Below are 21,575 nucleotides of genomic sequence, written 5' to 3'. Positions count from 1 at the left end.
GCTTAAACGGAGATCGCCCTCCGTTTATCGCGGATTGTCAGCGCGGTGAACCCGAAGACCCATCACGGGAGGACGCATGGACCAGGTTGTTTTCGTTGCCGGCGCAACCGGGCAGCAGGGTGGGGCGGTCGCGGACCGCCTGCTCGCCGACGGATGGCAAGTGCGAGTGTCGACCCGATTTCCGGACAGCGACCGGGCACGGGCCCTGGCGAACGCCGGTGCGCAACTGATCGCGGGCTCACTGGAGGATCTCGCGACGATCGACCGCTGCGTCGACGGCGTATACGGGGTGTTCAGTGTGCACCCCGGGCCGCTGGCCCCCGAGCAGGACGAGGTGAAGGCCGGTCGGGCCGTTACCGACGCGGCGGTGAAATACGGTGTGGCACACCTGGTCTACAGCTCGGGCCTGGGGGCCGACCGCGGCGGGCAGCCGACCAAATGGGAGATCGAGCAGTACATCGCCGCATCGGGTGTCTCGGCCACCGTGCTGCGGCCGAGTTCGTTCATGGAGAATCTGATCACGCAGTCCGCGACGGTCGGGATTCGAGACGGCGCCCTGCGCACCGCCGCCGCCGCGCACGTGCGTCAGCAGTTCATCGCACTCGACGATATCGGCGCGTTCGCCGCACTCGCGTTGCGGAACCCGGATGACTACCGAGGGCGGACGCTGGAGCTGGTCGGTGACGCGCTGACACCACCGGAGGTCGCCGCGGAGGTCGGTGTCGCCGTCGGACGGCAGGTCCCCTACGTGCAACGTCCGATGGAGGAACTGCGCCGTATCAACGAACGATTCGCTCGCGGCTACGAATTGCTCAACAGTGGTGACGGCAGCGTCCCCGACGTCGATATCGACGAACTGCGGGCACTGCACCCCGGGTTGATGACGTTTCGTGACTGGCTCGGTCGAAAAGGAGCGGAACTGATCCGCCCCCTGCTGGATTCGCGGCCCTGATCGCTGTCGAACCGACGGAGTCGAGCCGATGCCACCTTCACGCATGGATCGCGGTGCCATGGTGACGACGGCCGGTACCGCGGTTCGGCCGAAGGCCGCACGAGCACACTCGCGCGGCCTTCTTCGCGTAACTATCTGTATCGCAGCGGCTTTCAGTGGCCGCGTTTGATCCACTCCGGCAGGTGTGGCGCCTCCGCGCCGATCGTGGTCGAATCACCGTGTCCGGTCAGCACCGTGGTGTCCCCGGGCAGGGTCAGCAGCCGGGTGCGAATGGATTCGATGATCGTGGGGAAGCTCGAGAACGATCGTCCGGTCGCGCCGGGACCGCCCTGGAACAGGGTGTCGCCGGTGAATACCGTCTTCTCCCCGGCCAGGTACAGACTGACCGCGCCGGGGGAGTGACCGGGCGTGTGGAGTACCTCGATCTCACCGCCCGCCAACGGGATTCGCTCGCGATCGGTCAGCGGTTCGTAGCGGGTATCGGGGTAGAGCGCGCTCCACAGCACCTCGTCGGCCGGATGCAGCCGGATCGGCGCGTGCAGCGCCTCGGCCAGTGCGGTGGCCACATTGATGTGGTCGTTGTGCGCGTGCGTGCAGACGATGGCGCGCACGGTACGCCCGGCGACGGCGGCGACGATCGGCTCGGCCTGGTGGGCGGCGTCGATCACGATCACCTCGTCGTCGTCGCCCACCACCCAGACGTTGTTGTCGACATCCCAGCTGCCGCCGTCCAATTCGAACTTTCCGGAGGTGACTACCCGATCGATCCTCACAGTGTCACCACCGATCGCAGCACATCTCCGTGGTGCATGGTGGTGAAGGCCTGCTCGACCTGATCGAGTGCGACGCGCTCGCTGACGAACCGCTCGAGCGGCAACCGCCCCTGGCGGTAGAGATCCAGCAGCATCGGGAAATCGCGTTCGGGCAGGCAGTCGCCGTACCAGGAGGATTTCAGCGAACCGCCGTGGGAGAAGAAGTCGATCAGCGGCATCTCCAGCGTCATATCCGGCGTCGGCACGCCGACCAGGACCACGGTGCCGGCCAGATCGCGGGAGTAGAAGGCCTGCTTCCAGGTCTCCGGGCGACCGACGGCGTCGATCACCACATCGGCGCCGAAGCCGCCGGTCAATTCCTGTACCCGCTCGACGATGTCGTCCCCGGCCTCGAGCGTATGGGTGGCGCCGAGTTCTGTGGCCCACTCCAGTTTTCGCGGATCCCGGTCGACGGCGATGATGGTGGTGGCTCCCGCCAGCCGGGCCCCCGCGATCGCCGCGTCACCGACGCCGCCGCAGCCGATCACCGCGACCGAATCGCCGTAGCTCACCCCGCCGGTGTTGATCGCGGCGCCCAATCCGGCCATCACGCCGCAGCCGAGCAGTCCGGCCACCGCGGGATCGGTCTCGGGGTCGATCACGGTGCACTGTCCCTCGTGGACCAGCGTCTTGTCGGCGAAGGCGCCGATGCCCAGCGCCGGTGTCAGCTCGGTGCCGTCGGCCAACGTCATGGGACGGCTGGCGTTGTGGGTGTCGAAGCAGTACCAGGGCTTGCCGCGTTTGCAGGCGCGGCACCGGCCGCAGACCGCGCGCCAGTTCAGCACCACATGGTCGCCGGGCTGCACGTGGGTGACGGCGTCGCCGACGGTTTCCACCACACCGGCGGCCTCGTGGCCGAGCAGGAACGGGAACTCGTCGTTGATACCGCCCTCGCGGTAGGTCAGATCGGTATGGCACACCCCGCAGGCCTGCACCCGCACCACCACATCGTGCGGGCCCGGGTCCGGGATCACGATCTCGACGATCTCGACCGGTGCGCCCACACTGCGGGCGATGACGCCGCGAACCTTCTCGGACATGAAATCTCCTTCACACGTCGTGGTGCCGGTTGTGCCGGGCTCAGTCTATGCCTGCCCGAACTCTGTCAGACACGTGTCCAGGCTATAGTTCGGTTGCGGCGGCCGAGTTGGTGACGGCCTGGTGAAAACCGTTTTCACGAGCCTGATGCCGGCTCGGCGCGCGGCCCTCGCGGGACTGCGCGGAGAACCGACGGCGGTACTGCTCGCTGACCGCGCACCACAGCGCGTGGTACTCCGGCGCCAGGAAATGAGCAACGGCCAGGATCGGCGCCGCCGCGAACGCCACGCCGTCACAGGAGTAGCGCGCGGGCCGGTGATTCGCGAAACGTGCGGTGTCTATGGGCTTTTCGCGATCGGTGAGGTGGGTGATCTCGATCCGCTCGCCGTCGGCCACGCGCCACCACGCCGAGTGCGATCCGACCTCGGTGCGGAAATGGTGACTATTCGCGGTACCGGTCACGGTATTTCACCTTTCGTGCTCGGTCCTCCCGGTCGATGCGATCCAGAATGGACCGCACAGAATTGCGCGACTCGTTCCGGTAAACCCGCTCCGGCCAGAACACGGCGAGCAGGATCACCGCCAGCGGAATGCTGATGACAAATGTGAGCTCCCAGAACATGCCCCTCACCCCCGGCTACTGTCCGGCACACAGTGTTTCGCCTCGATGAGCCTTTGTTTCGCCTGTTGTTTCACCGGGCAAACGCACAATGCGCAGTCGATGTGCAGTTGCATGATGACGTGGGCGTAATCGACCGTCATTATCGGCATTCGATCGTGATTGAGCAGTCCCATGGTGGATACTTTCCCTGCGATGTGAAAGTGGTTGTCGGCGTTGAGGTTGCACCGAACCGGCCACGAGTTGAAGCCGAATGACGGCGATTTCGGGCACGAGCCACCGTGCCGATTGTGTGAACTCGTCCGTGAGCAACCTGTCCAGAGGGGACCTGTCCAGAAAACCGGGACACGATAGATAGGGGAGCTAACGATATGGGGTCAGGGAGCACGCTCGCCCAGCGAGCCTTGGGCCGTGAACTGCGCCGACTGCGGAATGCCGAGGGAGTAGGGCAGTCTCAGGCCGCGCGCATCGCGGAAACCTCCCACCAGACCATCGGCAGGATCGAGGAGGGGCAAACGACGCGGATCACCATGCTCCAAGTGAATGCGCTGTGCGACGGGTACGGGGCAACCGAGGAGGAGCGACGGATCTGCCTGGATCTGGTGAAGGAGATCCGCGCTTCGCGGGAGGGGAAGGTGACGGCGAGCTGGTGGAGAGCGTATGCGGACGCGCAAGATACGGGCTTCAATCATTATCTGGCGCTCGAGAATGCGGCGAGCCATCTGACGATCTGGAAGACGACCATTGTCCCTGGCCTGCTCCAGACCCCTGCGTATCGCCGGACGATGGGGTGGGCGGAACGACCTGACATGCCGAGCGAACAACTGGAACGACGGATCGAGTGGCAGTCGCACCGGCAAGAGCGGCTGAAGGATCCGAACCTGCGTGTGACGGCCCTCGTGTACGAGGCGGTACTGCACGAACAGGTTGGCGGACCAGCGGTGATCGCGGAACAGATGGGCCAGTTGGTGGTGCTGTCCGAGCTCCCCAATGTGTCGATCCGGGTAGTTCCGTTCGATGCACCGAGCCATCTCGGCGCCTACGTGGGCTCTTTCACGCTACTGGAGTTCCCGGATTTGGTCTCCGGGCTTGCGCAGCCACCGATTGTCTATGTGGAGGGTTGGGCCGGAGATCTGTACTTGGAACGTGAGGTCGAGCTGCAGAAATATATGCGGGCTCTTCGCGAGATCGTTCGTGTAGCGTTGACCGAAGCTGAATCGGTAGACCTGATCAAGGAGCGTGTGCAGTGAGCAACGACCTGTCCGGGGCGCGATGGTTCAAGTCGAGCTTCTCGGGTGCGAGCAAAGACTGTGTTGAAATTGCCTATCTCGATGCTGGTGTCGGCGTACGTGATTCGAAGAACCCGACCGGCCCGGCCCTGGTCTTCACACCTTCCGAGTGGTCGACCTTCACCGCTGACGTGACACAGGGCAACTTCGATCAGGCATGACCCCCCGATAACTCCAGAACCGATAACTCCAGAACCGATAACTCCAGAACCGAGAACCTCCGGGACCCTTCGCCTCCGGGGGTTCTCCCACATCCACCACGCCCTACTCGGCCTCGCCAGCTCGGGCTGGGTAGGGCGTGGTGCGTTACGTCAGTCGACCCCGCAACGGCACATTCTCGCAATGACGGTGGATCCGTACATCGGCCCCAGGATCTCGTCGCTGCCTGACGTGCTCATCGTCGTATTACTCTTCTTGCTCTTCGACCTTCAGGCGGAAGTCGATGACCGCACAACACACGTGCCCATCATCCGCGCGACCGATCCAGAGGGGGTATGCGCCGTCGCCCCAGCCCGCGTAGAAAGCGATGAGGTTGGGCTCGGAATCCGACTCCGCCACTTCCACAACGACATCACCCTCGAGCCCGCCGTACAGTATCTGTTCGTCGAAGGTATCGGCACCCTCCTCGTCGACGAGAGGTCCGCGGGTCGCATCGAAGAAGGCGGCCACGCCCGTGTCCACGCCGACGCCGTAGAACTCGTCCTTGCCGAGCAGATCCGGGTCTTCTGCTGCTCTCAGGGCCATTTCCCACCTGGCGACCGGCGCGTCCGTCACGGTCATCTTGGCGCCACCTACTCGCGCCCCCGAGTCGTCGAATCGCATGAGCGCCAACGTGACCGGATATTCTCCCGCAGGCACGGTGACCACTCGCCGCTCGTCGATGTTGTCTTCGATCCAGCCGGGGTCTGCTGCAGCCAGCTGTCCGGAGGGGACACGCAGCACTCCAACATCCCGCAACGCGATCACCGCGGAGCCGTCGATAGTTGTGTGTGTCGCACCCGGAGTGAACAGTTCCTCGATCCCGACGGCACGCAGCGGCTGCCAATCGCCTTCCGGCTCGTCCGGTACGAAGCTCAGCGTTGATGCGAGTTCGTGGCCTTGCGAAGTGAGCAGGCCCGCGATTGATTTCCACTCACCGAATTCCGGTGTGGGTATTCCCAGCACGATCGAAGTGTGGCCATGTGTATTCTCGGTGGGAAGAGTTGCGGACACGGGCCGTGTGTCGTCCTCGGGCCAAGAGATCGGGTAGTTGCCGATCGAAAAACGCTGTGTGACCCCGATTTCCGACTCCGTGAACGGTCCGCGTCCGGGCCACATTCGTTCAGCTAGTGGCAACCAGGTGCTCCAGTCGGATGCCGTTTCGATCTCGATCTGTCCGTCCGGCGAGATGCTGATGATTTTCTGGGAGGCCCATTCGTCCGAGTGAGTCTCCGTGCCGGCATACTCCCACCGGGAATCGCGGTACACGCGCATCATCGATCCCGACCAGGGTTCCAGGTCGATCATCTGCACGTGAAAACCCATGTCATCGTAAAGGTATACGCGCCAGTCCTTGTGAGCCGGCCAGTATTCGCCCCGCGCCAGTGGGCGCTCCTGCGCGGACAGCAATACCGTATAGCTCACTCCGGCCGCGTGTCTTCGCTCAGCCAGCGACGCGGGGATCGGGGTGGGATGAGTTGGGCCGTGGTGTCGACCCCACTGATCCCCATACGACACTCGAATTGTGTCGACGATCATGACGCTGCATTCCTCTCTCCGCAGTGCTGCTGACGAGTGTTCTACCAGTCGGGTACGACACCGGAAGATCGGTGATATCACCAGCTCCGGGTGGTTGACGACCGTGGCGATCAATCGACGAGGCGTCCGCCGACTGTCCGATCGGCGTCACCGCAACCGGGTCTCCGCCGGACGACGCGATGTTGTCGCGCACCCACCCGAGTGCGGCGATCTGATCGAGCACGCCTCTGTTGCAGGTGCGTCCTCGACCCAGCCGAACGCCTCGTACCCCACCCGGTAGTTCACCGTGACCAGGACGATCCCCGCGGCGGCGAGGGCCGCGCCGTCGAAATCGTGGTGGCGGCGGTGCCGCCCATGCGCGCGCCGGGCTGCGGGGAAAATCGCGCGAGGTCTTGACGCAGGGGTGCTTAGCGGAGCTAAGTTAACGGTGATGCGCGCCATCTGGGCGCCGGGGCGGCTATCCGCCCGCCGGAGACGACCGAGGGAGACCTGCCCGTGGCTGAGGTGGACCGGAAGGCGGAGCGTAAACAGCGACTCGCGGCAGCGAAGGATGACGCCGAAGTGCGCGCCGCCTGGCCGAGCATCGAGGTGGGCGAGGCGATCGCGCGGCCGGGCTTGGGATTGCGCGAACTGGTCGACACGATCATGACAGCCTATGCAGACCGCGCGGCGGTGGGGCAGCGGGCCGCTGAAATCGTCACCGCGGCCGACGGCCGTCGGACCCGGCGTTTGCTGCCGCGGTTCGAGACGCTGACCTACGGGCAGCTGTGGTCGCGCGCGGCGGCGCTGGCGAATGTCTGGTACGCGGCGGGCGTGCGCGCCGGAGACTTCGTGTGCACGGTCGGATTCGTCAGCAGCGACTATGTGACGGTTGACCTGGCGGGCGTGCGGCTGGGGACCGTCGCGGTGCCCTTGCAGGCCACCGCCGGTGTGACGCAATGGAATTCGATCATCGCCGAAACCGCTGCCCGCGTTGTGGCCTGCAGCGCGGAACTGGTGACCTCCGCCGTCGAGGCCGCGCTGGCGAGCGAGACGGTCGCCCACGTGGTCGTCTTCGACGCCACCGGCGATGACGACGAACGCGTGGCCCTGGCTGCCGCGCGCGAGCGGCTCGCCGGATCCGGCCGGACTCTCGCCACCATCACCGACCTGATCGCACAGGACGCGGCGCAGGCACCGGTCCCCGCTCCGGCGGACGATCCGCTGGCGCTGCTGATCTACACCTCCGGCAGCACCGGAACGCCCAAGGGCGCCATGTACACCGACCGCCTGGCGGCGTCCATGTGGCTGTACACCGCCAAGGCCCCGGTGCCCGCGATCACCCTGAACTATCTGCCGCTCAGTCACGTGGCCGGGCGGCTGCAACTCGGCGGCACGCTCGCCCGCGGCGGCACCGCCTACTTCACCGCGCGCAGCGATATGTCGACGCTGTTCGAGGATCTGGAGCTCGTGCGGCCCACCGAACTGGTCTTCGTGCCCCGGGTGTGTGAGATGTTGCTGCAGCACCATCAGGGGGAGGTCGAGGCACGGGTGGCCGCCGGCGGTGATCGCGCGGTCATCGAGGACGAGGTGAAAACCGATCTGCGCCGACGAGTTCTGGGCGGGCGCTTCCTCGGCGCCATGTGTGCCAGTGCGCCGCTGGCGCCGGAGATGCGCGCGTTCATGGAGAGCGTCCTGGGCATCGGGCTGCACGACGGATACGGGTCGACCGAGGCCGGCGGCAGTGTCATCGTCGACAACAAGGTCCGGCGCCCGCCGGTACTGGACTACAAACTCGTCGATGTCCCCGAACTCGGCTACTTCGGCACCGACCAACCACATCCGCGCGGTGAACTGCTGCTCAAGACCGCCACCATGTTTCCCGGCTACTTCGAGCGGCCCGAGATCACCGCGCGGATGTTCGACGAGGACGGCTTCTACCGCACTGGTGACGTGGTCGCCGAGCTCGGTCCCGATCATCTGGTCTATGTCGATCGCCGCAACAACGTTCTCAAGCTGTCGCAGGGTGAGTTCGTGACCGTGGCGAAGCTGGAATCGGTCTTCTCCACCAGCGCGCTGATTCGGCAGATCTTCGTCTACGGCAGCAGTGAGCGCGCGTACCTGCTGGCGGTGATCGTGCCGTCCGACGAGGCGTTGGCGCTGCCCGATCCACGGGCGGCGCTCGGCGAATCGCTACAGCTGCTGGCCCGCGAGGCGGGGCTCAACTCCTATGAGATCCCCCGGGACTTCCTGCTCGAGACCGCCCCCTTCACCCAGGACAACGGACTGCTCTCGGGTATCGGGAAGTTGTTGCGGCCCAAGCTGAAAGAGCGCTACGGCAAGGAACTCGAACAGCTCTACGCCGAACTGTCCCGGGAACAGGCCGACGAGCTGGCCGCCCTGCGCCACGACGCGGAGCAGCGGCCCGTCCTGGAGACGGTCGGGCGGGCGACCCGGGCGCTGCTGGGATGTGCGAGCACCGATATTCGGCCCGAGGCGCATTTCACCGATCTCGGCGGCGATTCCCTGTCGGCGCTGTCGCTGTCGAATCTGCTGACCGAACTGCTGGGGGTCGAGGTGCCGGTCGGCACGATCACCCATCCGGCGAATACGTTGCGACGCCTGGCCGAATACATCGAGGCCGAACGCGGAGGGGGAGCGCGCCGCCCGACCGCGGCCACCGTGCACGCCGACGGCACCAGGGTGCGGGCCGCCGAGCTGACCCTGGACAAGTTCATCGATCCCGAAACCCTCGTCGCCGCAACGGATCTGCCGAAACCCCCGGCATCGCCGCCGCGCACCGTGCTGCTGACCGGAGCGAACGGATACCTGGGCCGGTTCCTGTGCCTGGAATGGCTGCGACGGCTCGACGACTGCGACGGCCGCCTGATCTGCCTGGTGCGCGGCGCCGATGCCGAGGCCGCTCGCGCGCGCCTGGACGAGGTCTTCGACAGCGGCGATCCCGCACTGCTGCGGCGGTATCGGGAGTCGGCCGATCGCCGGCTGACCGTCGTGGCCGGCGATATCGGTGAGCCGAATCTCGGCCTGAGCGGCGAACTGTGGCACGAGCTGGCCGCCACTGTCGATCTGGTGGTGCATCCGGCCGCGCTGGTCAATCACGTCCTGCCCTACGACCAGTTGTTCGGCCCGAATGTGGCGGGCACGGCAGAGGTTATCCGATTCGCGCTGACCACCCGCCGTAAGCCGGTGACCTACTTGTCCACGGTGGCCGTCGGCGATCGGATCGACCCCGCGTCGTTCGTCGAAGACGGTGACATCCGCCAGGTCAGCCCCGAGCGGGTCGTCGATTCCGGATACGCCAACGGGTACGGCAACAGCAAATGGGCGGGAGAGGTGCTGTTGCGGGAGGCGCACGAGCTGTGCGGACTGCCGGTCGTGGTCTTCCGCTCCGATATGATCCTCGCGCACAGTGAGTTCGCGGGGCAGTTCAATCTGCCGGATATGTTCACCCGGCTGCTGCTCAGTGTCCTGGCCACCGGACTGGCGCCCGCGTCGTTCTACCGCACCGAGGCCGACGGCACTCGTCGCCGGGCCCACTACGACGGACTTCCGGCCGATTTCACCGCGGCGGCGATCACCGCGCTGGGCATCGACGCCACCGCCGGATTCGTAAGTTTCGACGTACTCAATCCGCACGACGACGGCATCGGCCTGGACACCTTCGTCGACTGGCTCATAGATTCCGGTCGGCGCATCACCCGGATCGACGACTACGCCGAATGGCTCACCCGCTTCGAAACCGCGCTGCGCACCCTCCCCGAACGGCAGCGCCGCCATTCGCTGCTGCCGCTACTGCACGCCTTCAACAGGCCCGCGCCCGCGGTCGCCGGATCGGCGCTGCCCACCGACGGGTTCCGGGCCGCGGTGCGAGCGGTCGGGGTCGGGCCCGACCGCGACATCCCGCACCTGACACGGGAACTGATCGAGAAATATGCCGATGATCTGACCGCGGCCGGACTGCTGTGAAGATTGCCGAATCCGCTCCGAACCGTGCGCCTTCCGGCGTACCGTCTTGCCCCACAGCGTTGGTCGGCACAGGCGTCGCCTCTGGTGCGCCCGCCGCGTGCGACAAGGAGGTCGATTCCGGTGCACCGTCTCGGAAAGTCCGCGCTGTGGCGCGGTGTGCTGAACGGATTGTCCGCGCTGGGAGCGGGATTCGGCGCGATGGTCCCGGTCTACCTGAACGAATGCCAGGTCGACGACTATCGTGATGCCGAGGCGGCCGAGGCCGAATGGGATTGGTCGATCCCGTACGCGTGGTTCGACCACGCGCGCGGCTGACCCGCCACCGACTGACGGCCGGCGCCGTGTCCGGCGGTCACACGGTCGGATCTGCCGCGGCGGCCAGATAGTCGGCGCCGCCGACGTAGACGGTATGCCCGGGCCGGGTGTCCGCCGTGGTGGCATCGGCGATCGCGGTCGCGAACTCGTCGATCGTGGGTAGTGCGCCGTACTCGGTCCGCGCCGCGACCGCGTCCGGATCGCGGCGTTCGAGGAGGCGCACGATGATGGTTCCCTCGATCATATCGCCCGAAACGACCGTGAAACCGATACCGCGCGAGTCGAATTCGCCGATCATGGCCCGTAGCGCGTCCTCACCCGCCCGCTTGCTCAGCGCGATGGGTTCGTAGTCCGGCGGGGCGGGTTTGCGGCCGTGGAAATGCGCCTGATGGCTGGTGACGAAGACGATGCGGGAGTCCGGCGCGAGCAGCGGTAGCGCCAGCCGCGCCAGCCGTACCTGGGCGTCCCGGTTGATCGCCATCGCGTAGCCCGGCGCCGCGCCGTGTTCGAGACCGCCGGAGGCGTTGAGGATCAGCACGTCCAGCCGGCCGAACCGGGCGCCGATCCGCTCGATCATGGTCGCGACCGCATCGGGATCGGACAGGTCGGCGCCCATCGGTGTCGCCACGCCGCCTTCGGTAGCGATCGAATCGGCGAGTTCGGTTGCGCGCCTGCGCTTCTCGCGATAGTTCAGCACCACATGATCACCGCGTCCCGCGAGAATTCGGGCCGTCCGCGCCCCGATGCCGCGGGAGGCGCCGGTGATCAACACGACGCGTTGTGAATCCATCCTGCACTCCCACTCGTTGCTTCTATTTCAGAATCACTATGGTGGTTCGAAATGAGAAGTGCAACAGGGCGTGCGGACGGTCCACGGGCGGCGATGGAGCTGCTGGGGCAGCGCTGGATGCTGCGTATCGTGTGGGAACTGGAGCCCGGACCACTCGGCTTCCTCGAATTGCGACGGCGGATGGACAACTGCTCGTCGAGCATGCTGTCGGTGCGGCTGCAGGCCCTGCAGGGCGTGGATGTCATCGTCAAACGCGCCGATAAGGCCTACGAATTGACCGATGCCGGAATCGAGCTCGGCCGCGCCCTGGCGCCGCTGTGGGGCTGGGCGGCGGGACACCTCGATTCCGGTACGGGCTCGACCGATCGGTAGTCGACGGCCGGTGCGGCCGGTGTCGATGGTGGGCCCGTCCCGTTCGCGATGACCATCCACTAGGTTGGGGGCACTCGCCCGGGGAGGCGGGTGGAGTCGGACGATGATTCGGGGACTGAGATGAACGGTGACATCATTCGGCGGGGCGGTCCGTTCGCGGCGGTCGCGACCGCCGCGGTACTGGTATTCGCAGGTTGCGGGTCCACCGATTCCGGAAACGCCACCCCGGCCGGTACGCCCGCGGCACGGGCGAACAGTGTGGGTCAGAACCCGGAAGTTATCGACTGTTCATTCGACAAACCGGCGGTTCGGCCGCAGCATCTGATCCTCGCGTGCGCCGATCTCGGCGCCCAGGTCGAACAGATCGTGTGGCAGAGCTGGGGGCCGGATCAGGCGCAAGGTGACGGTGTCGAGCGGGACAACACCTGCCATCCGAACTGCGCGGCCGGCAAGTATGTGACCCGGAGAGTGCATGTGACCCTCACCGACCTGGTCCGGCCGGGCAATGTCTTCACCAAGGTGACCACCGCGGATGCCGAGGGGCACAGTCGGAGCTGGCCGATGACGCCGCGCTGAGCGGACGCCGTCGACAATCTATGTGGTACTCAGGGTGTCGCATACCGCCGAATAATTGCTACGCTGACGTAGCAACGGGTCCGGCACGGCCGGTCCCCATGGCCGAGATGACGACCAGGAGTACCGATGAAGTTACTTCCCCTGCGGAACGGCGATGTAGGCGATCCCGGTGAGGTAGCTCTGCACGCTCGCAATGTGCAGTTCGACTGGCGGTCCACACCGCTGCAGTGGCTGGCGGCCGAACCCATCGCCGCACACGTGTTCAACTCGCTCAACCTGCTGCTGCCCGAGGGCGAGCGCATGTTCATCCAGACCTTCTCCGAGGCACTGCCCCTGATCAAGGACGAAAAGCTGCGCGAACAGGTCATCGGCTTCATGGGGCAGGAGGCCATGCACGCCGAGACACACAACGATTCACTGCAGCAGGTCTTCAAGGCCCACGGCGTGGACGTGGACAACTACACCCGGCAGATGGAATACGTCTTCCGCAAGGCGCTGGGACCGCGGGAGGGCCAGGACGCCCGGGCGGAATTCCAGACGCTGGTCGAAAGGCTGGGTTTCATCGCCACCCTGGAGCACTTCTTCGCATTCCTGGGCGACTGGATCATCAACGCCGATCTGGAACGCTTCGGCGCCGCGCCCAATATGCTCGATCTGTATCGCTGGCACGGGGCCGAAGAGGTCGAGCACCGGTTCGTCGCCCACGACGTCGCCGAATACTTCGAGGTCGGATATGTGCGGCGCTGTGCGCTGATGGCGATCGTATTCCCGGTGTTCGTGGCCCTGCTGTTGCGCGGCACCAAATATCTGGTGCACCAGGATCCGGACCTGCCGAACATGCGCTACCCGCGCATCGTGGGCAAGGCGCTGGGCGCCATGTGGCGAGGCTCGCTGCCCGGCATGCCGTCGCTGCTCTGGTCGGCGCTGTCGGTGGCCAAGCCGGGCTACACTCCGGCCTCGGTCGGCTCGACCGCGCAGGCCGTGGCGTATCTGGCGAAATCGCCTGCGGCACAGGCGCTCGCATCGTGACCACTCGTCGTGCGGTGCCGGCCGAACTGCCGCCCGACCTCTACCGCAAGACCGGGCGCGATCGCCCGACCCAGCTGATCAGCCTGCTGGCCGGTGCGCGCCTGCGGTGGTCGGCGGCCGTCAACCGCCAGGCCACGACGCCGGCCGTCGACGACCGGCGGCTGCGGCTGACCGTGGTCGAACGCCGGGTGGAGGCGCGCGACACCGATGTGATCAGCCTGCTGCTGGCCGCTCCGGACGGGCGTGTGTTGCCGTCGTGGCGGCCCGGTGCGCACCTGGATCTGGAACTACCGTCGGGCCGGCTGCGCCAGTACTCGCTGTGCGGCGATCCGGCCGATCGGTATCACTACCGCGTCGCCGTGCGCCGGATTCCCACCGGACTCGGTGGTTCGGTGGAGGTGCACGACACCGTGCGGGAGGGCCGCGAACTCACCGTGCGCGGGCCACGCAACGCCTTTCCGTTCGTCGCGCCGGGATTCGGATCAGGTGCCGCGCGTGTGCATTTCGTCGCCGGCGGTATCGGTGTCACCCCCATCCTGCCGATGGTGCGGATGGCGCATCGGCTCGGCGTGGAGTGGTCGCTGGTCTATACCGGCCGCAACCGCGAGGCCCTGCCGTTCCTCCCCGAACTCGAGTACTTCGGCGGCCGGGTCACGGTGCGCACCGACGACGAATCCGGACTCCCCACCGCGGCGGATCTGCTTCCCGGGGTCGGACGCGACACCGCCGTCTACTGCTGCGGGCCGGTGCCGATGACCGCCGCGATCGCCGCCGCGGTGCGCGAGATGCGCGGTGTGGAACTGTATTCCGAGCGGTTCTCGGCCGCCCCGGTGGTGGACGGCACCCCGTTTCGGGTCGAACTCGCGCGCACCGGTGAGGTGCTCGACATCCCCGCCGATCGCTCCGTGCTCGACGAAGTACTGCGCGTGCGGCCCGATATCGCCTACTCCTGCCGCCAGGGCTTCTGCCGTACCTGCAAGGTTCGGATCCTGGACGGGCAGCCCGATCATCGCGACACCGTACTGACCTCCGACGAACGCGCCGACGGCGAGCTACTGATCTGTGTATCTCGTTGCGCCGGTGAGCGTTTGGTAATCGATCTCTGACCTTCATTTCCCGTCCGCCCGGGCCCGCCGAGGAGATACTCGTGACCGACACCCGTCTTGCACCGGCAACCGAACACTTCGTCCGCAACGGCGAATTCGATATCGCCGTCTACGAATACGGCGATTCCGCCGCGCCCACCGTGCTGCTCGTCCACGGCTGGCCCGACGACCATCACCTGTGGGATCGGGTGATTCCGTTGCTGGCGCGGCGTTTTCACGTCGTCGCCTACGACACCCGCGGTCACGGCCGCTCCACCCGTACCGCGCGCACCGAGGACTATGTGCTCGATCGCTTCGCCTCCGACTTCTTCGCCGTGGCCGATGCGGTGAGCCCGGACCGGCCGGTGCACGTACTCGCGCACGACTGGGGTTCGGTGCAGGTCTGGGAGGCGGTGTGCGAACCGCGGGCCGCCGCGCGGGTGGCCTCGTTCACGTCGGTATCCGGGCCGAATCTCGATCACCTGGCGAAATGGACCCGCAACCGGATGGGGCGCGGCGCGCTCTGGGGCCCGGCGACCCAGCTGCTGTCGTCGGCCTACACCTTCCTGTTCATGACCCCGGGCCTGAACAAGGTGGTGATGCGGCCGCTGTCGTCGGAGAAGGTCTGGAAGCGGTTCATCGGCGTGATGAACGAAACCTCCCCGGACAACGTGAAACTCGGCCCGGCGTTCCGGCAGGATTTCTTCGACGGTATGCGGATCTACCGCGCCAACATCCTGCCGCGTATGCTCGGCCCGCGCGAGCGGCATACCGAGGTTCCGGTACAGCTGATCATCGCGCGCCGCGATATCGCCGTGCGCCCGGCGGGCTACGACGACGAAGCCACCTGGACCGACCGGCTGTGGCGGCGAGAGATCGCCGGCGGCCACTGGCTGCCGTTCTCCCATCCGGAACTACTCGCCACCTCCGCGACCGAACTCGTCGACGCCGTCGAAACCGGCGACCACCCGCGCACACTGCGCCGGGCCGAGGTCGGGGCGCAGACCGGGCCGTTCGGCGACCGCCTGGTGGTGATCACCGGTGGCGGCAGCGGAATCGGCCGCGAGACGGCGCTGGCCTTCGCCCGGCGCGGCGCCGAGATCGTGTTGTCGGACCTCGACGCGGAGGCGGCCAAGCAGACCGCCGAACTGATCGCGGCCGCGGGGGGTACCGCGCACGCGTATGTCGTCGACGTCTCCGACGAGGCCGCGATGGCCACGCACGCGGAAACCGTGATCGCCGCCCACGGTGTGCCCGACATCCTGATCAACAACGCCGGAATCGGTCAGGCCGGGGACTTCTTCGAGACCTCCGCCGCCGAATTCGACCGGGTCCTGCGGGTCAATCTCGGCGGGGTGATCAACGGCTGCCGGACCTTCGGCGCCGCGATGGCGCAGCGCGGACTCGGCGGCCATATCGTCAACCTGTCCAGCATGGCCGCCTACAGCCCGCAGCAGGGTTTCAGCGCCTACTCGACGAGCAAGTCGGCGGTCTTCATGTTCTCCGACTGCCTGCGTGCCGAACTGTCCGGCAAGGGGATCGAGGTGCACACCGTCTGCCCTGGCATCGTGCACACGAACATCGTTGCCACCACCAAGTTCTCGGGGTTGTCCGGGAATGCGGAAGCCGCGAAGCAGGCGAAATACGATGCGCTGTACCGCAAGCGCGGCTACGGACCGGAGAAGGTGGCCGACCGGATCGTGCGTGCGGTCGAACAGCATCGCGATATCGTGCCGGTCACCCCGGAAGCCCACCTGCAATACCACTTCAGCCGCCTCGCCCCGGCGCTGAACCGTTTCTTCGCGGCGCGGGTCAAGCTGACGTAGAACGGGCTCAGCTCGCGGGATGCCCGGCAGCGTCGCCGTTGCCGGGCGGATCGACGGGCAGCGTCGTGCGGGCCGCGTCGTCGGCGCTGTCCTCGGTGTTCGCGGCCGGCGCTGCGGCCGTCGGCTGGTTCCCGGCCGCCGCGGTGTCTGCCGGGGTCGATCGTTCGAGGAAGCGCAGCAACTCGACCGGGAACGGCAGTACCAGCGTCGAATTCTTCTCCGCCGCCACCTCGACGACGGTCTGCAACAGCCGCAGTTGCAGGGCGGCCGGGGCCGCCGCCATCCGATCGCCGGCCTCGGCGAGCCGGTGCGAGGCCTGCAGCTCGCCCTCGGCGGTGATGACCCGGGCGCGGCGTTCGCGCTCGGCCTCCGCCTGGCGCGACATCGACCGCTTCAGTGATTCCGGTAACGCCACATCCTTGATCTCCACCCGATCGATGTGCACACCCCAGGCGATCGCCGGACTGTCGATCATCAATTCCAGGCCGCGGTTGAGCTGTTCCCGATTGGAGAGCAGATCGTCGAGTTCGCTCTTGCCGATGATCGATCGCAGCGAGGTCTGTGCCACCTGTTCGACGGCGAACAGATAATCCTGCACCTCGACCACCGCCTGCACCGGATCGATCACCCGGAAGTACACCACCGCGTCCACCCGCACCGTCACGTTGTCGCGAGTGATGCCTTCCTGTCCGGGCACCGGCATCGTGACGATCTGCAGCGGTACCTTGCGCATCTTGTCCGCGAGCGGGACGAGCAGCCGCAGCCCGGGATCGCGCGCGGCCCGGACCCGGCCGAACCGGAACACCAGCCCGCGTTCGTACTGCTGCACCACCCGCAGGCCGGTGCCGACAGCGAATGCGGTGACCACCGCCGCGGCCCCCACCGCGAGAGAGACAACCGTCGCCATGTCCATAGCGCCACCACCAAGTGAAACGCCCGGCACGCCCGCGACCGGGCTCCTGCCATCGATCATGGCACCGATGCCGCGGATCGGCCATGTGGTGACCGCCGGACAGTCCACGTCTCGCCACCGAATCTTCGGTTGAACGGTGGGAAGCGTGGCTAGGGTCCGGACGTGCGACGGGACATTGTCGCCATTATCGTCGTCGCCCTCGTCTGGATAGGTGCATCGGTTCGCGGGAACAACCCCTCGTCGAGGCGGGGCGATCGGTGGAGTGCCGAAGATTCCGGTGGGCGACGGTGGAAGTTGTTGCAGCGCAAGCGGTTGTAGCGGTAGCGGGTGCGGTGCCGGCGGTTGTGGCGGGGGCGCGGCCGCCGTGCCCGCCGCTGCGCGAGCAGCTACCGGGCGGCGGAATCGGTTGCGGGGGAGTCGGTGTCCGCGTCACCGCGGGTGGCCAGCAGGCTGGTCACGGTGACGACGCCGAGCACCACCACGATCACCACCAGGGAGGCGGCGGTCGGGATCTCCGGCAGCTGGTCCCAGTAGCCGTGCGCCCAGTGCAGCACCAGCTTGACCCCGATGAATCCCAGGATCACCGCCAGCCCGTAGGCCAGATGCACCAGCCGGGCCAGCACCGCCTGCAGTACGAAATACAGCGCGCGCAGGCCGAGCAACGCGAAGGCGTTGGTGGCGAACACCAGATACGGGTCGCCGGTGACGCCGTACACCGCCGGCACCGAGTCGATCGCGAACACCAGATCGGTGGCCATCACCGCGGTAACGACCAGCGCCAGCGGCGTCAGCGCCCGGCGCCCGGCTTCGCGGACCGTCATCCGGGTGCCGCGATAGTCGTCGGTGACCGGCATCAGTCTGCGCATCACCCGCACTGACCGCATTCGGGAAATATCGACCTCCTGCTCGTGCCCGGTGACCGCATCGCGGATCAGTTTGAGCGCTGTCAGCAGCAGCACCGCGCCGAACAGCAGAAATGCCCAATCCAGCGATGCCAGCGCGGCGGCGCCCACGGCGATGAAGATACCGCGCAGCACCAGCGCGCCGACGATGCCGAACAGCAGCACCCGTTGTGCGAGTACCGCGGGCACCGCGAAGGCGGCCAGCAGCAGCATGAAGACGAACAGGTTGTCCACCGACAGCGACTTCTCGAGTAGATAGCCGGTGATGAATTCGGTGGCCGGGGTGGAGCCGTAACCGGCCCACAGGATGCCGAAGAAGCCCACCGGTAAGGCCAGGTAGAACACCGTCCAGCCGATGGCCTCCCGCATCGATACCTCGTGCGGTTTGCGGGTGACGACGAAATCCAGCGCGAGCAACACCAGCACTCCGGCGATGGTGGCGGCCCACAACCACGGGCTGCCGATGGTGTGCAGCTGCTCAGCTGCCAGAACGGTCGAGTTCACAGGTCTCCTCGGGTATGCGTAAGCACCCGAGGTCTCCTTCGCCCGATATCCGGGCGGTCACCCGGGGATTCCGACGGCGGAACCCGTACTGACCGGTATGACGCTTGGGAAGTACTCCCCTCGGAAGTGAGGATAGCGAAATCTTTGCCTGAAAACCAACCGCAGGGTCTACCGAGGGCTGAGGACGACGACCGCGATCGGCCGATCGGTCTTCTTCTGATACTCCGTGTAGCGACCCTTGTTGACCTCGTCGACCAGTGCCCACCGGCGTGCGTAGTCGGCGTCGGCGGGATAGGTCGCCCGCGCGATCACCGGAATCCGCCGATGCCCGACCTGTATCTCGCACTCCGGCGCGGCCTTCACATTCGCCAGCCATCCCGGCGGTCGCGGCGACCCGCCGTTGGACGCCGTCACCAGAAAGTCCGCCCCGTCCTGCGCGTAGGTCAGCGCGCTGGTCCGCGGCTGTCCGGTCTTGCGCCCCACGGTCCGCAGGAGCAGTGTCGGATTCCCGAACAGCAGCCGATGCCCCACGTACCCATCGGATTTCTCGTACACCCACTGATGCACCCGCAACGCGTTCGCGAACAGTCCGGCCATCGGCGCTCCTTCTGTCGGCAACCCCGACCCAACCCTATCCGTCGCCTCGTGGTTCGGCCGCCACGGAGAACGCGGACGCACCCCGCGTCGGAAACCGGCGCCTGTGAACTGCGATTCCGGCGCGCCCTGCGCCCGCGAATACCTCCGTCCGCCAGCCGCTTTCGAAGCCGCACGGGCCGAGTCCGATCCCAACTAGGCTTACTCCCGTCCGACCCGGTAGCATCCCCCACGCCCGCACTTATCGCGGTCGGGGGCGGTAGCTCAGTCGGTTAGAGCCGCGGACTCATAATCCGCTGGTCGTGGGTTCGAGCCCCACCCGCCCCACACATCCCTTCTACCAGCGGAAACGCTGGGCCGTTCAGCCGAGTTGATCCAGAACAGCGCTTGTTCAGCTCTAAACTTTGCGGGTACCTTTCGAAGGTGTGACAACGTCGGATCTGGACCACATCCGAGAGCTGGCGGAGGACTTCGCCACCAAGCTTCGACGGAAGAACCGTAGCCAGCGGGCCATCGACGGGTCTCTCCAGCACATCCGGTACTTCGCAGACTATCTCGAAGCGCACGACCTTCCGACGGCCGGTCCAGCGATTACACGCGACCACCTCGGTGGTTACATCGAGTGGTTGCTCACCCGGGAGAACCGACGGACCGGCGGACGACTGTCCCCGGAGTATGCCCGTCGCCAATATCGAAGTCTCCAACAGCTTTTCAAGTACTGTCAGTTCTGGAGGGGTTCACCGGGTTCCGGTGTGGGCCGGGTAAGGACCAGCGTGGCAGCCGACAGTGCCAGGCACACCGCGGCGATAACGTATTGCGTGATCTCCCAGGACCAGCTGAATGCGGCGGCTTGCTCGCTGAAGTGGGCGGGGTTCAGGTGGCCGGCGGCGGTGGTGACGGCATCGACAGTACCCAGTTTGGCGGCGAGTATCGACAAAAGGAGTGCGGAGAAGGCCGCGATCACCAGTGCTTCGGCGGCTCCCCTGATCATATTGAGGAATCCGGCGGCCATCCCGGTCTGTTGTTCGGCGATCAGGCGCATGGCTTGACCGTCGCTGATGCCGAAGGTGACGCCCATTCCGGCGCCGATGCACAACAAGGGGCCGGCCAAAGTGGCGGCGGAGACGTGGACCGGCAGCGTGCTCAACCAGAGGTTGCCGAGACCGACGGCACCGAGAGCGAGTGCCAGCAGCAGTCGCGGTGCCACGCCGGAGTTGACCAGCGCGGCGGCGAGGACGGGCAGGATCAGCACCGGCCCGGTGAGTAGCAGCATTGTCAGCCCGGCGGCGGCGGTGCTCATATCTGCGACGCTCTGCAGGTATGTCGGCAAGTAGACCAGCACACCGAGGAACCCCACGGATGTGGTCAGAGTAGCGAGGACCCAGCCGACGAATCGGCGGTTTCGCATCAGCGCCGGATCGAGCAACGGCGCCTCGACTCGCGTCTGTGACAGGGCGAACGCGATCAGAACGACAGCGCCGATGGTTGCGGCTGTGATGACGATCGGATCGGCCCAGCCACGCTCGGGGCCTTCGAGTACCGCGACCATGACAGCCGACAAGCCCACGACGAATGTCGCGATCCCGATGCGGTCGATGCGATGCGGTCCGGGGGCGTGGGATTCGGCGAGGCCGCGGGCGCCGACGAACAGGACCGCTCCGACCGCGGTATAGACGCCGAAACTGCCCCGCCAGCCCAGCGATTCGATCAGCACGCCGGAAAGTGTCGGGCCGACCGCGATCCCGATTCCGGCCATCGTGCCCATCAACGCGAAGGCACGCGTGAGCGCCGGTCCACTGTAGGTGTGAGCAAGAATGGCTCCACCGGCTGCCATGACACCGGCGCCGCCTATACCGCTGATGATCCGGCCCAGGTCGACCACGCCGATACTCGGCCCTGCCGAGCAACCGAGCGAGCCCAGAGCGAATGCCGCTGCACACCAGGAGAACACACGTCGCCGACCCACGATATCGGCGAGCGATCCGCAGACCAGAGTGCAGACCGCGAAAGCGAGATTGTAGCCGGCGACAACCCAGTTCAAGGCCGATCCCGCAGTGTGTAGATCGGCGCCGATGCTTGGCAGCGCCACAGCGGTGCCGGAGATGGCCATCGCGACGAGCAAGACTCCGAGCAGGACCACTGGCAATGTAAACCTCTGCCCGCCAGTGCTTCTCGGAGGCCTGGCGATGTCCGAGCCCGGCAGCGGCATGTGTGAATCAACCATGGATCGAATGGAAATACCCCAACAGTGGTTGA

The 21,575-nt window shown here is 66.5% G+C and carries 21 protein-coding genes and 1 tRNA gene; 12 read left to right on the top strand and 10 right to left on the bottom strand.

Going from position 1 to position 21,575, the window contains the following annotated elements; genetic code table 11:
• Positions 1–76 precede the first annotated feature (76 nt).
• The gene (locus LKD76_RS22740; protein ID WP_227983426.1) at positions 77–952 is read left to right on the top strand and encodes an NmrA/HSCARG family protein; all 876 of its coding nucleotides are present in this window, start codon (positions 77–79) and stop codon (positions 950–952) included.
• A gap of 152 nt (positions 953–1,104) precedes the next feature.
• Here LKD76_RS22740 and LKD76_RS22735 read toward each other — a convergent pair whose 3' ends face one another.
• The 3 genes from LKD76_RS22735 to LKD76_RS22725 all read right to left on the bottom strand — a co-directional run bounded on the left by LKD76_RS22735 (position 1,105) and on the right by LKD76_RS22725 (position 3,198).
• Complete coding sequence (locus LKD76_RS22735) at positions 1,105–1,725, bottom strand: MBL fold metallo-hydrolase (RefSeq protein WP_227983425.1); 621 nt, start codon at positions 1,723–1,725, stop codon at positions 1,105–1,107.
• Positions 1,722–2,804 (bottom strand): S-(hydroxymethyl)mycothiol dehydrogenase, encoded by a 1,083-nt coding sequence (locus LKD76_RS22730; RefSeq protein WP_227983424.1) that lies wholly within the window; start codon positions 2,802–2,804, stop codon positions 1,722–1,724. Before LKD76_RS22730 ends, LKD76_RS22735 begins: the two co-directional genes overlap by 4 nt.
• A gap of 82 nt (positions 2,805–2,886) precedes the next feature.
• Positions 2,887–3,198, bottom strand: a complete 312-nt coding sequence (locus LKD76_RS22725; RefSeq protein ID WP_227983423.1) for a hypothetical protein — start codon at positions 3,196–3,198, stop codon at positions 2,887–2,889.
• A gap of 258 nt (positions 3,199–3,456) precedes the next feature.
• On the opposite strand from LKD76_RS22725, the gene LKD76_RS22720 reads away from it, so the two are divergent.
• From LKD76_RS22720 to LKD76_RS22710, 3 genes are all read left to right on the top strand, one after another.
• Positions 3,457–3,678, top strand: coding sequence for a hypothetical protein (locus tag LKD76_RS22720; protein ID WP_227983422.1), 222 nt, complete (start codon positions 3,457–3,459; stop codon positions 3,676–3,678).
• A 114-nt stretch (positions 3,679–3,792) separates the two neighbouring features.
• Positions 3,793–4,671 (top strand): helix-turn-helix domain-containing protein, encoded by an 879-nt coding sequence (locus tag LKD76_RS22715; protein ID WP_227983421.1) that lies wholly within the window; start codon positions 3,793–3,795, stop codon positions 4,669–4,671.
• On the top strand, positions 4,668–4,871 hold the full coding sequence (locus tag LKD76_RS22710) for a DUF397 domain-containing protein (protein ID WP_227983420.1): 204 nt from the start codon (positions 4,668–4,670) through the stop codon (positions 4,869–4,871). The genes LKD76_RS22715 and LKD76_RS22710 overlap by 4 nt, the downstream gene beginning before the upstream one ends.
• Before the next feature lie 244 nt (positions 4,872–5,115).
• Here the strand turns inward: LKD76_RS22710 and LKD76_RS22705 are convergent, their stop codons facing one another.
• Together LKD76_RS22705 and LKD76_RS22700 are read right to left on the bottom strand one after the other, a co-directional pair.
• Positions 5,116–6,333 (bottom strand): DUF4241 domain-containing protein, encoded by a 1,218-nt coding sequence (locus LKD76_RS22705; protein WP_227983419.1) that lies wholly within the window; start codon positions 6,331–6,333, stop codon positions 5,116–5,118.
• A gap of 19 nt (positions 6,334–6,352) precedes the next feature.
• Positions 6,353–6,640: a hypothetical protein gene (locus tag LKD76_RS22700; protein ID WP_308188726.1), complete on the bottom strand. Its 288-nt coding sequence runs from the start codon at positions 6,638–6,640 to the stop codon at positions 6,353–6,355.
• A 296-nt stretch (positions 6,641–6,936) separates the two neighbouring features.
• Between LKD76_RS22700 and car the strand changes: the two genes are divergently transcribed.
• A complete protein-coding gene (gene car, locus LKD76_RS22695; RefSeq protein ID WP_255661951.1) occupies positions 6,937–10,413 on the top strand; it encodes a carboxylic acid reductase in 3,477 nt (1,158 codons plus the stop codon).
• Positions 10,414–10,533: 120 nt separating this feature from the next.
• Positions 10,534–10,728, top strand: coding sequence for a hypothetical protein (locus tag LKD76_RS22690; protein ID WP_227983416.1), 195 nt, complete (start codon positions 10,534–10,536; stop codon positions 10,726–10,728).
• Between the two features lie 37 nt (positions 10,729–10,765).
• On the opposite strand, the gene LKD76_RS22685 is transcribed toward LKD76_RS22690, so the two are convergent.
• The gene (locus tag LKD76_RS22685; protein WP_227983415.1) at positions 10,766–11,518 is read right to left on the bottom strand and encodes an SDR family oxidoreductase; all 753 of its coding nucleotides are present in this window, start codon (positions 11,516–11,518) and stop codon (positions 10,766–10,768) included.
• Positions 11,519–11,569: 51 nt separating this feature from the next.
• Between LKD76_RS22685 and LKD76_RS22680 the strand changes: the two genes are divergently transcribed.
• The 5 genes from LKD76_RS22680 (at position 11,570) to LKD76_RS22660 (ending at position 16,406) form a co-directional block, all read left to right on the top strand.
• Positions 11,570–11,890: a winged helix-turn-helix transcriptional regulator gene (locus LKD76_RS22680; protein ID WP_227983414.1), complete on the top strand. Its 321-nt coding sequence runs from the start codon at positions 11,570–11,572 to the stop codon at positions 11,888–11,890.
• Between the two features lie 120 nt (positions 11,891–12,010).
• Positions 12,011–12,466, top strand: coding sequence for a hypothetical protein (locus LKD76_RS22675; protein WP_227983413.1), 456 nt, complete (start codon positions 12,011–12,013; stop codon positions 12,464–12,466).
• Positions 12,467–12,592: 126 nt separating this feature from the next.
• Positions 12,593–13,495: a metal-dependent hydrolase gene (locus tag LKD76_RS22670; RefSeq protein WP_227983412.1), complete on the top strand. Its 903-nt coding sequence runs from the start codon at positions 12,593–12,595 to the stop codon at positions 13,493–13,495.
• Positions 13,492–14,601, top strand: coding sequence for a PDR/VanB family oxidoreductase (locus tag LKD76_RS22665; protein ID WP_227983411.1), 1,110 nt, complete (start codon positions 13,492–13,494; stop codon positions 14,599–14,601). Before LKD76_RS22670 ends, LKD76_RS22665 begins: the two co-directional genes overlap by 4 nt.
• A 41-nt stretch (positions 14,602–14,642) precedes the next feature.
• Positions 14,643–16,406, top strand: coding sequence for an SDR family oxidoreductase (locus LKD76_RS22660; RefSeq protein WP_227983410.1), 1,764 nt, complete (start codon positions 14,643–14,645; stop codon positions 16,404–16,406).
• 7 nt (positions 16,407–16,413) lie between these two features.
• Here LKD76_RS22660 and LKD76_RS22655 read toward each other — a convergent pair whose 3' ends face one another.
• The 3 genes from LKD76_RS22655 to LKD76_RS22645 all read right to left on the bottom strand — a co-directional run bounded on the left by LKD76_RS22655 (position 16,414) and on the right by LKD76_RS22645 (position 19,322).
• Positions 16,414–17,313: a slipin family protein gene (locus LKD76_RS22655; protein ID WP_227985369.1), complete on the bottom strand. Its 900-nt coding sequence runs from the start codon at positions 17,311–17,313 to the stop codon at positions 16,414–16,416.
• A 392-nt stretch (positions 17,314–17,705) separates the two neighbouring features.
• A complete protein-coding gene (locus LKD76_RS22650) occupies positions 17,706–18,725 on the bottom strand; it encodes a TerC/Alx family metal homeostasis membrane protein (RefSeq protein WP_227983409.1) in 1,020 nt (339 codons plus the stop codon).
• Positions 18,726–18,893: 168 nt separating this feature from the next.
• A complete protein-coding gene (locus tag LKD76_RS22645) occupies positions 18,894–19,322 on the bottom strand; it encodes a nitroreductase family deazaflavin-dependent oxidoreductase (RefSeq protein ID WP_227983408.1) in 429 nt (142 codons plus the stop codon).
• A gap of 250 nt (positions 19,323–19,572) precedes the next feature.
• Here LKD76_RS22645 and LKD76_RS22640 point away from each other — a divergent pair.
• Positions 19,573–19,646, top strand: a tRNA-Ile gene (locus LKD76_RS22640).
• Between the two features lie 394 nt (positions 19,647–20,040).
• On the opposite strand, the gene LKD76_RS22635 is transcribed toward LKD76_RS22640, so the two are convergent.
• Positions 20,041–21,459, bottom strand: coding sequence for an MFS transporter (locus LKD76_RS22635; RefSeq protein WP_227983407.1), 1,419 nt, complete (start codon positions 21,457–21,459; stop codon positions 20,041–20,043).
• Between the last annotated feature and the right edge of the window lie 116 nt (positions 21,460–21,575).

Origin of the sequence: Nocardia spumae, assembly GCF_020733635.1 — a bacterium.
Classification (GTDB): Bacteria; Actinomycetota; Actinomycetes; order Mycobacteriales; family Mycobacteriaceae; genus Nocardia; species Nocardia spumae.
The sequence above is the reverse complement of the archived record's forward strand: the minus strand, read 5'-3'. Positions and strand labels throughout refer to the sequence as shown.

Coding starts and splice junctions, on each gene's coding strand:
- LKD76_RS22645 (WP_227983408.1), bottom strand. CDS start 19,322: ATGGCCGGACTGTTCGCGAACGCGTTGCGGGTGCATCAGTGGGTGTAC.
- LKD76_RS22685 (WP_227983415.1), bottom strand. CDS start 11,518: ATGGATTCACAACGCGTCGTGTTGATCACCGGCGCCTCCCGCGGCATC.
- LKD76_RS22680 (WP_227983414.1), top strand. CDS start 11,570: ATGAGAAGTGCAACAGGGCGTGCGGACGGTCCACGGGCGGCGATGGAG.
- LKD76_RS22670 (WP_227983412.1), top strand. CDS start 12,593: ATGAAGTTACTTCCCCTGCGGAACGGCGATGTAGGCGATCCCGGTGAG.
- LKD76_RS22675 (WP_227983413.1), top strand. CDS start 12,011: ATGAACGGTGACATCATTCGGCGGGGCGGTCCGTTCGCGGCGGTCGCG.
- LKD76_RS22655 (WP_227985369.1), bottom strand. CDS start 17,313: ATGGCGACGGTTGTCTCTCTCGCGGTGGGGGCCGCGGCGGTGGTCACC.
- LKD76_RS22715 (WP_227983421.1), top strand. CDS start 3,793: ATGGGGTCAGGGAGCACGCTCGCCCAGCGAGCCTTGGGCCGTGAACTG.
- LKD76_RS22730 (WP_227983424.1), bottom strand. CDS start 2,804: ATGTCCGAGAAGGTTCGCGGCGTCATCGCCCGCAGTGTGGGCGCACCG.
- LKD76_RS22740 (WP_227983426.1), top strand. CDS start 77: ATGGACCAGGTTGTTTTCGTTGCCGGCGCAACCGGGCAGCAGGGTGGG.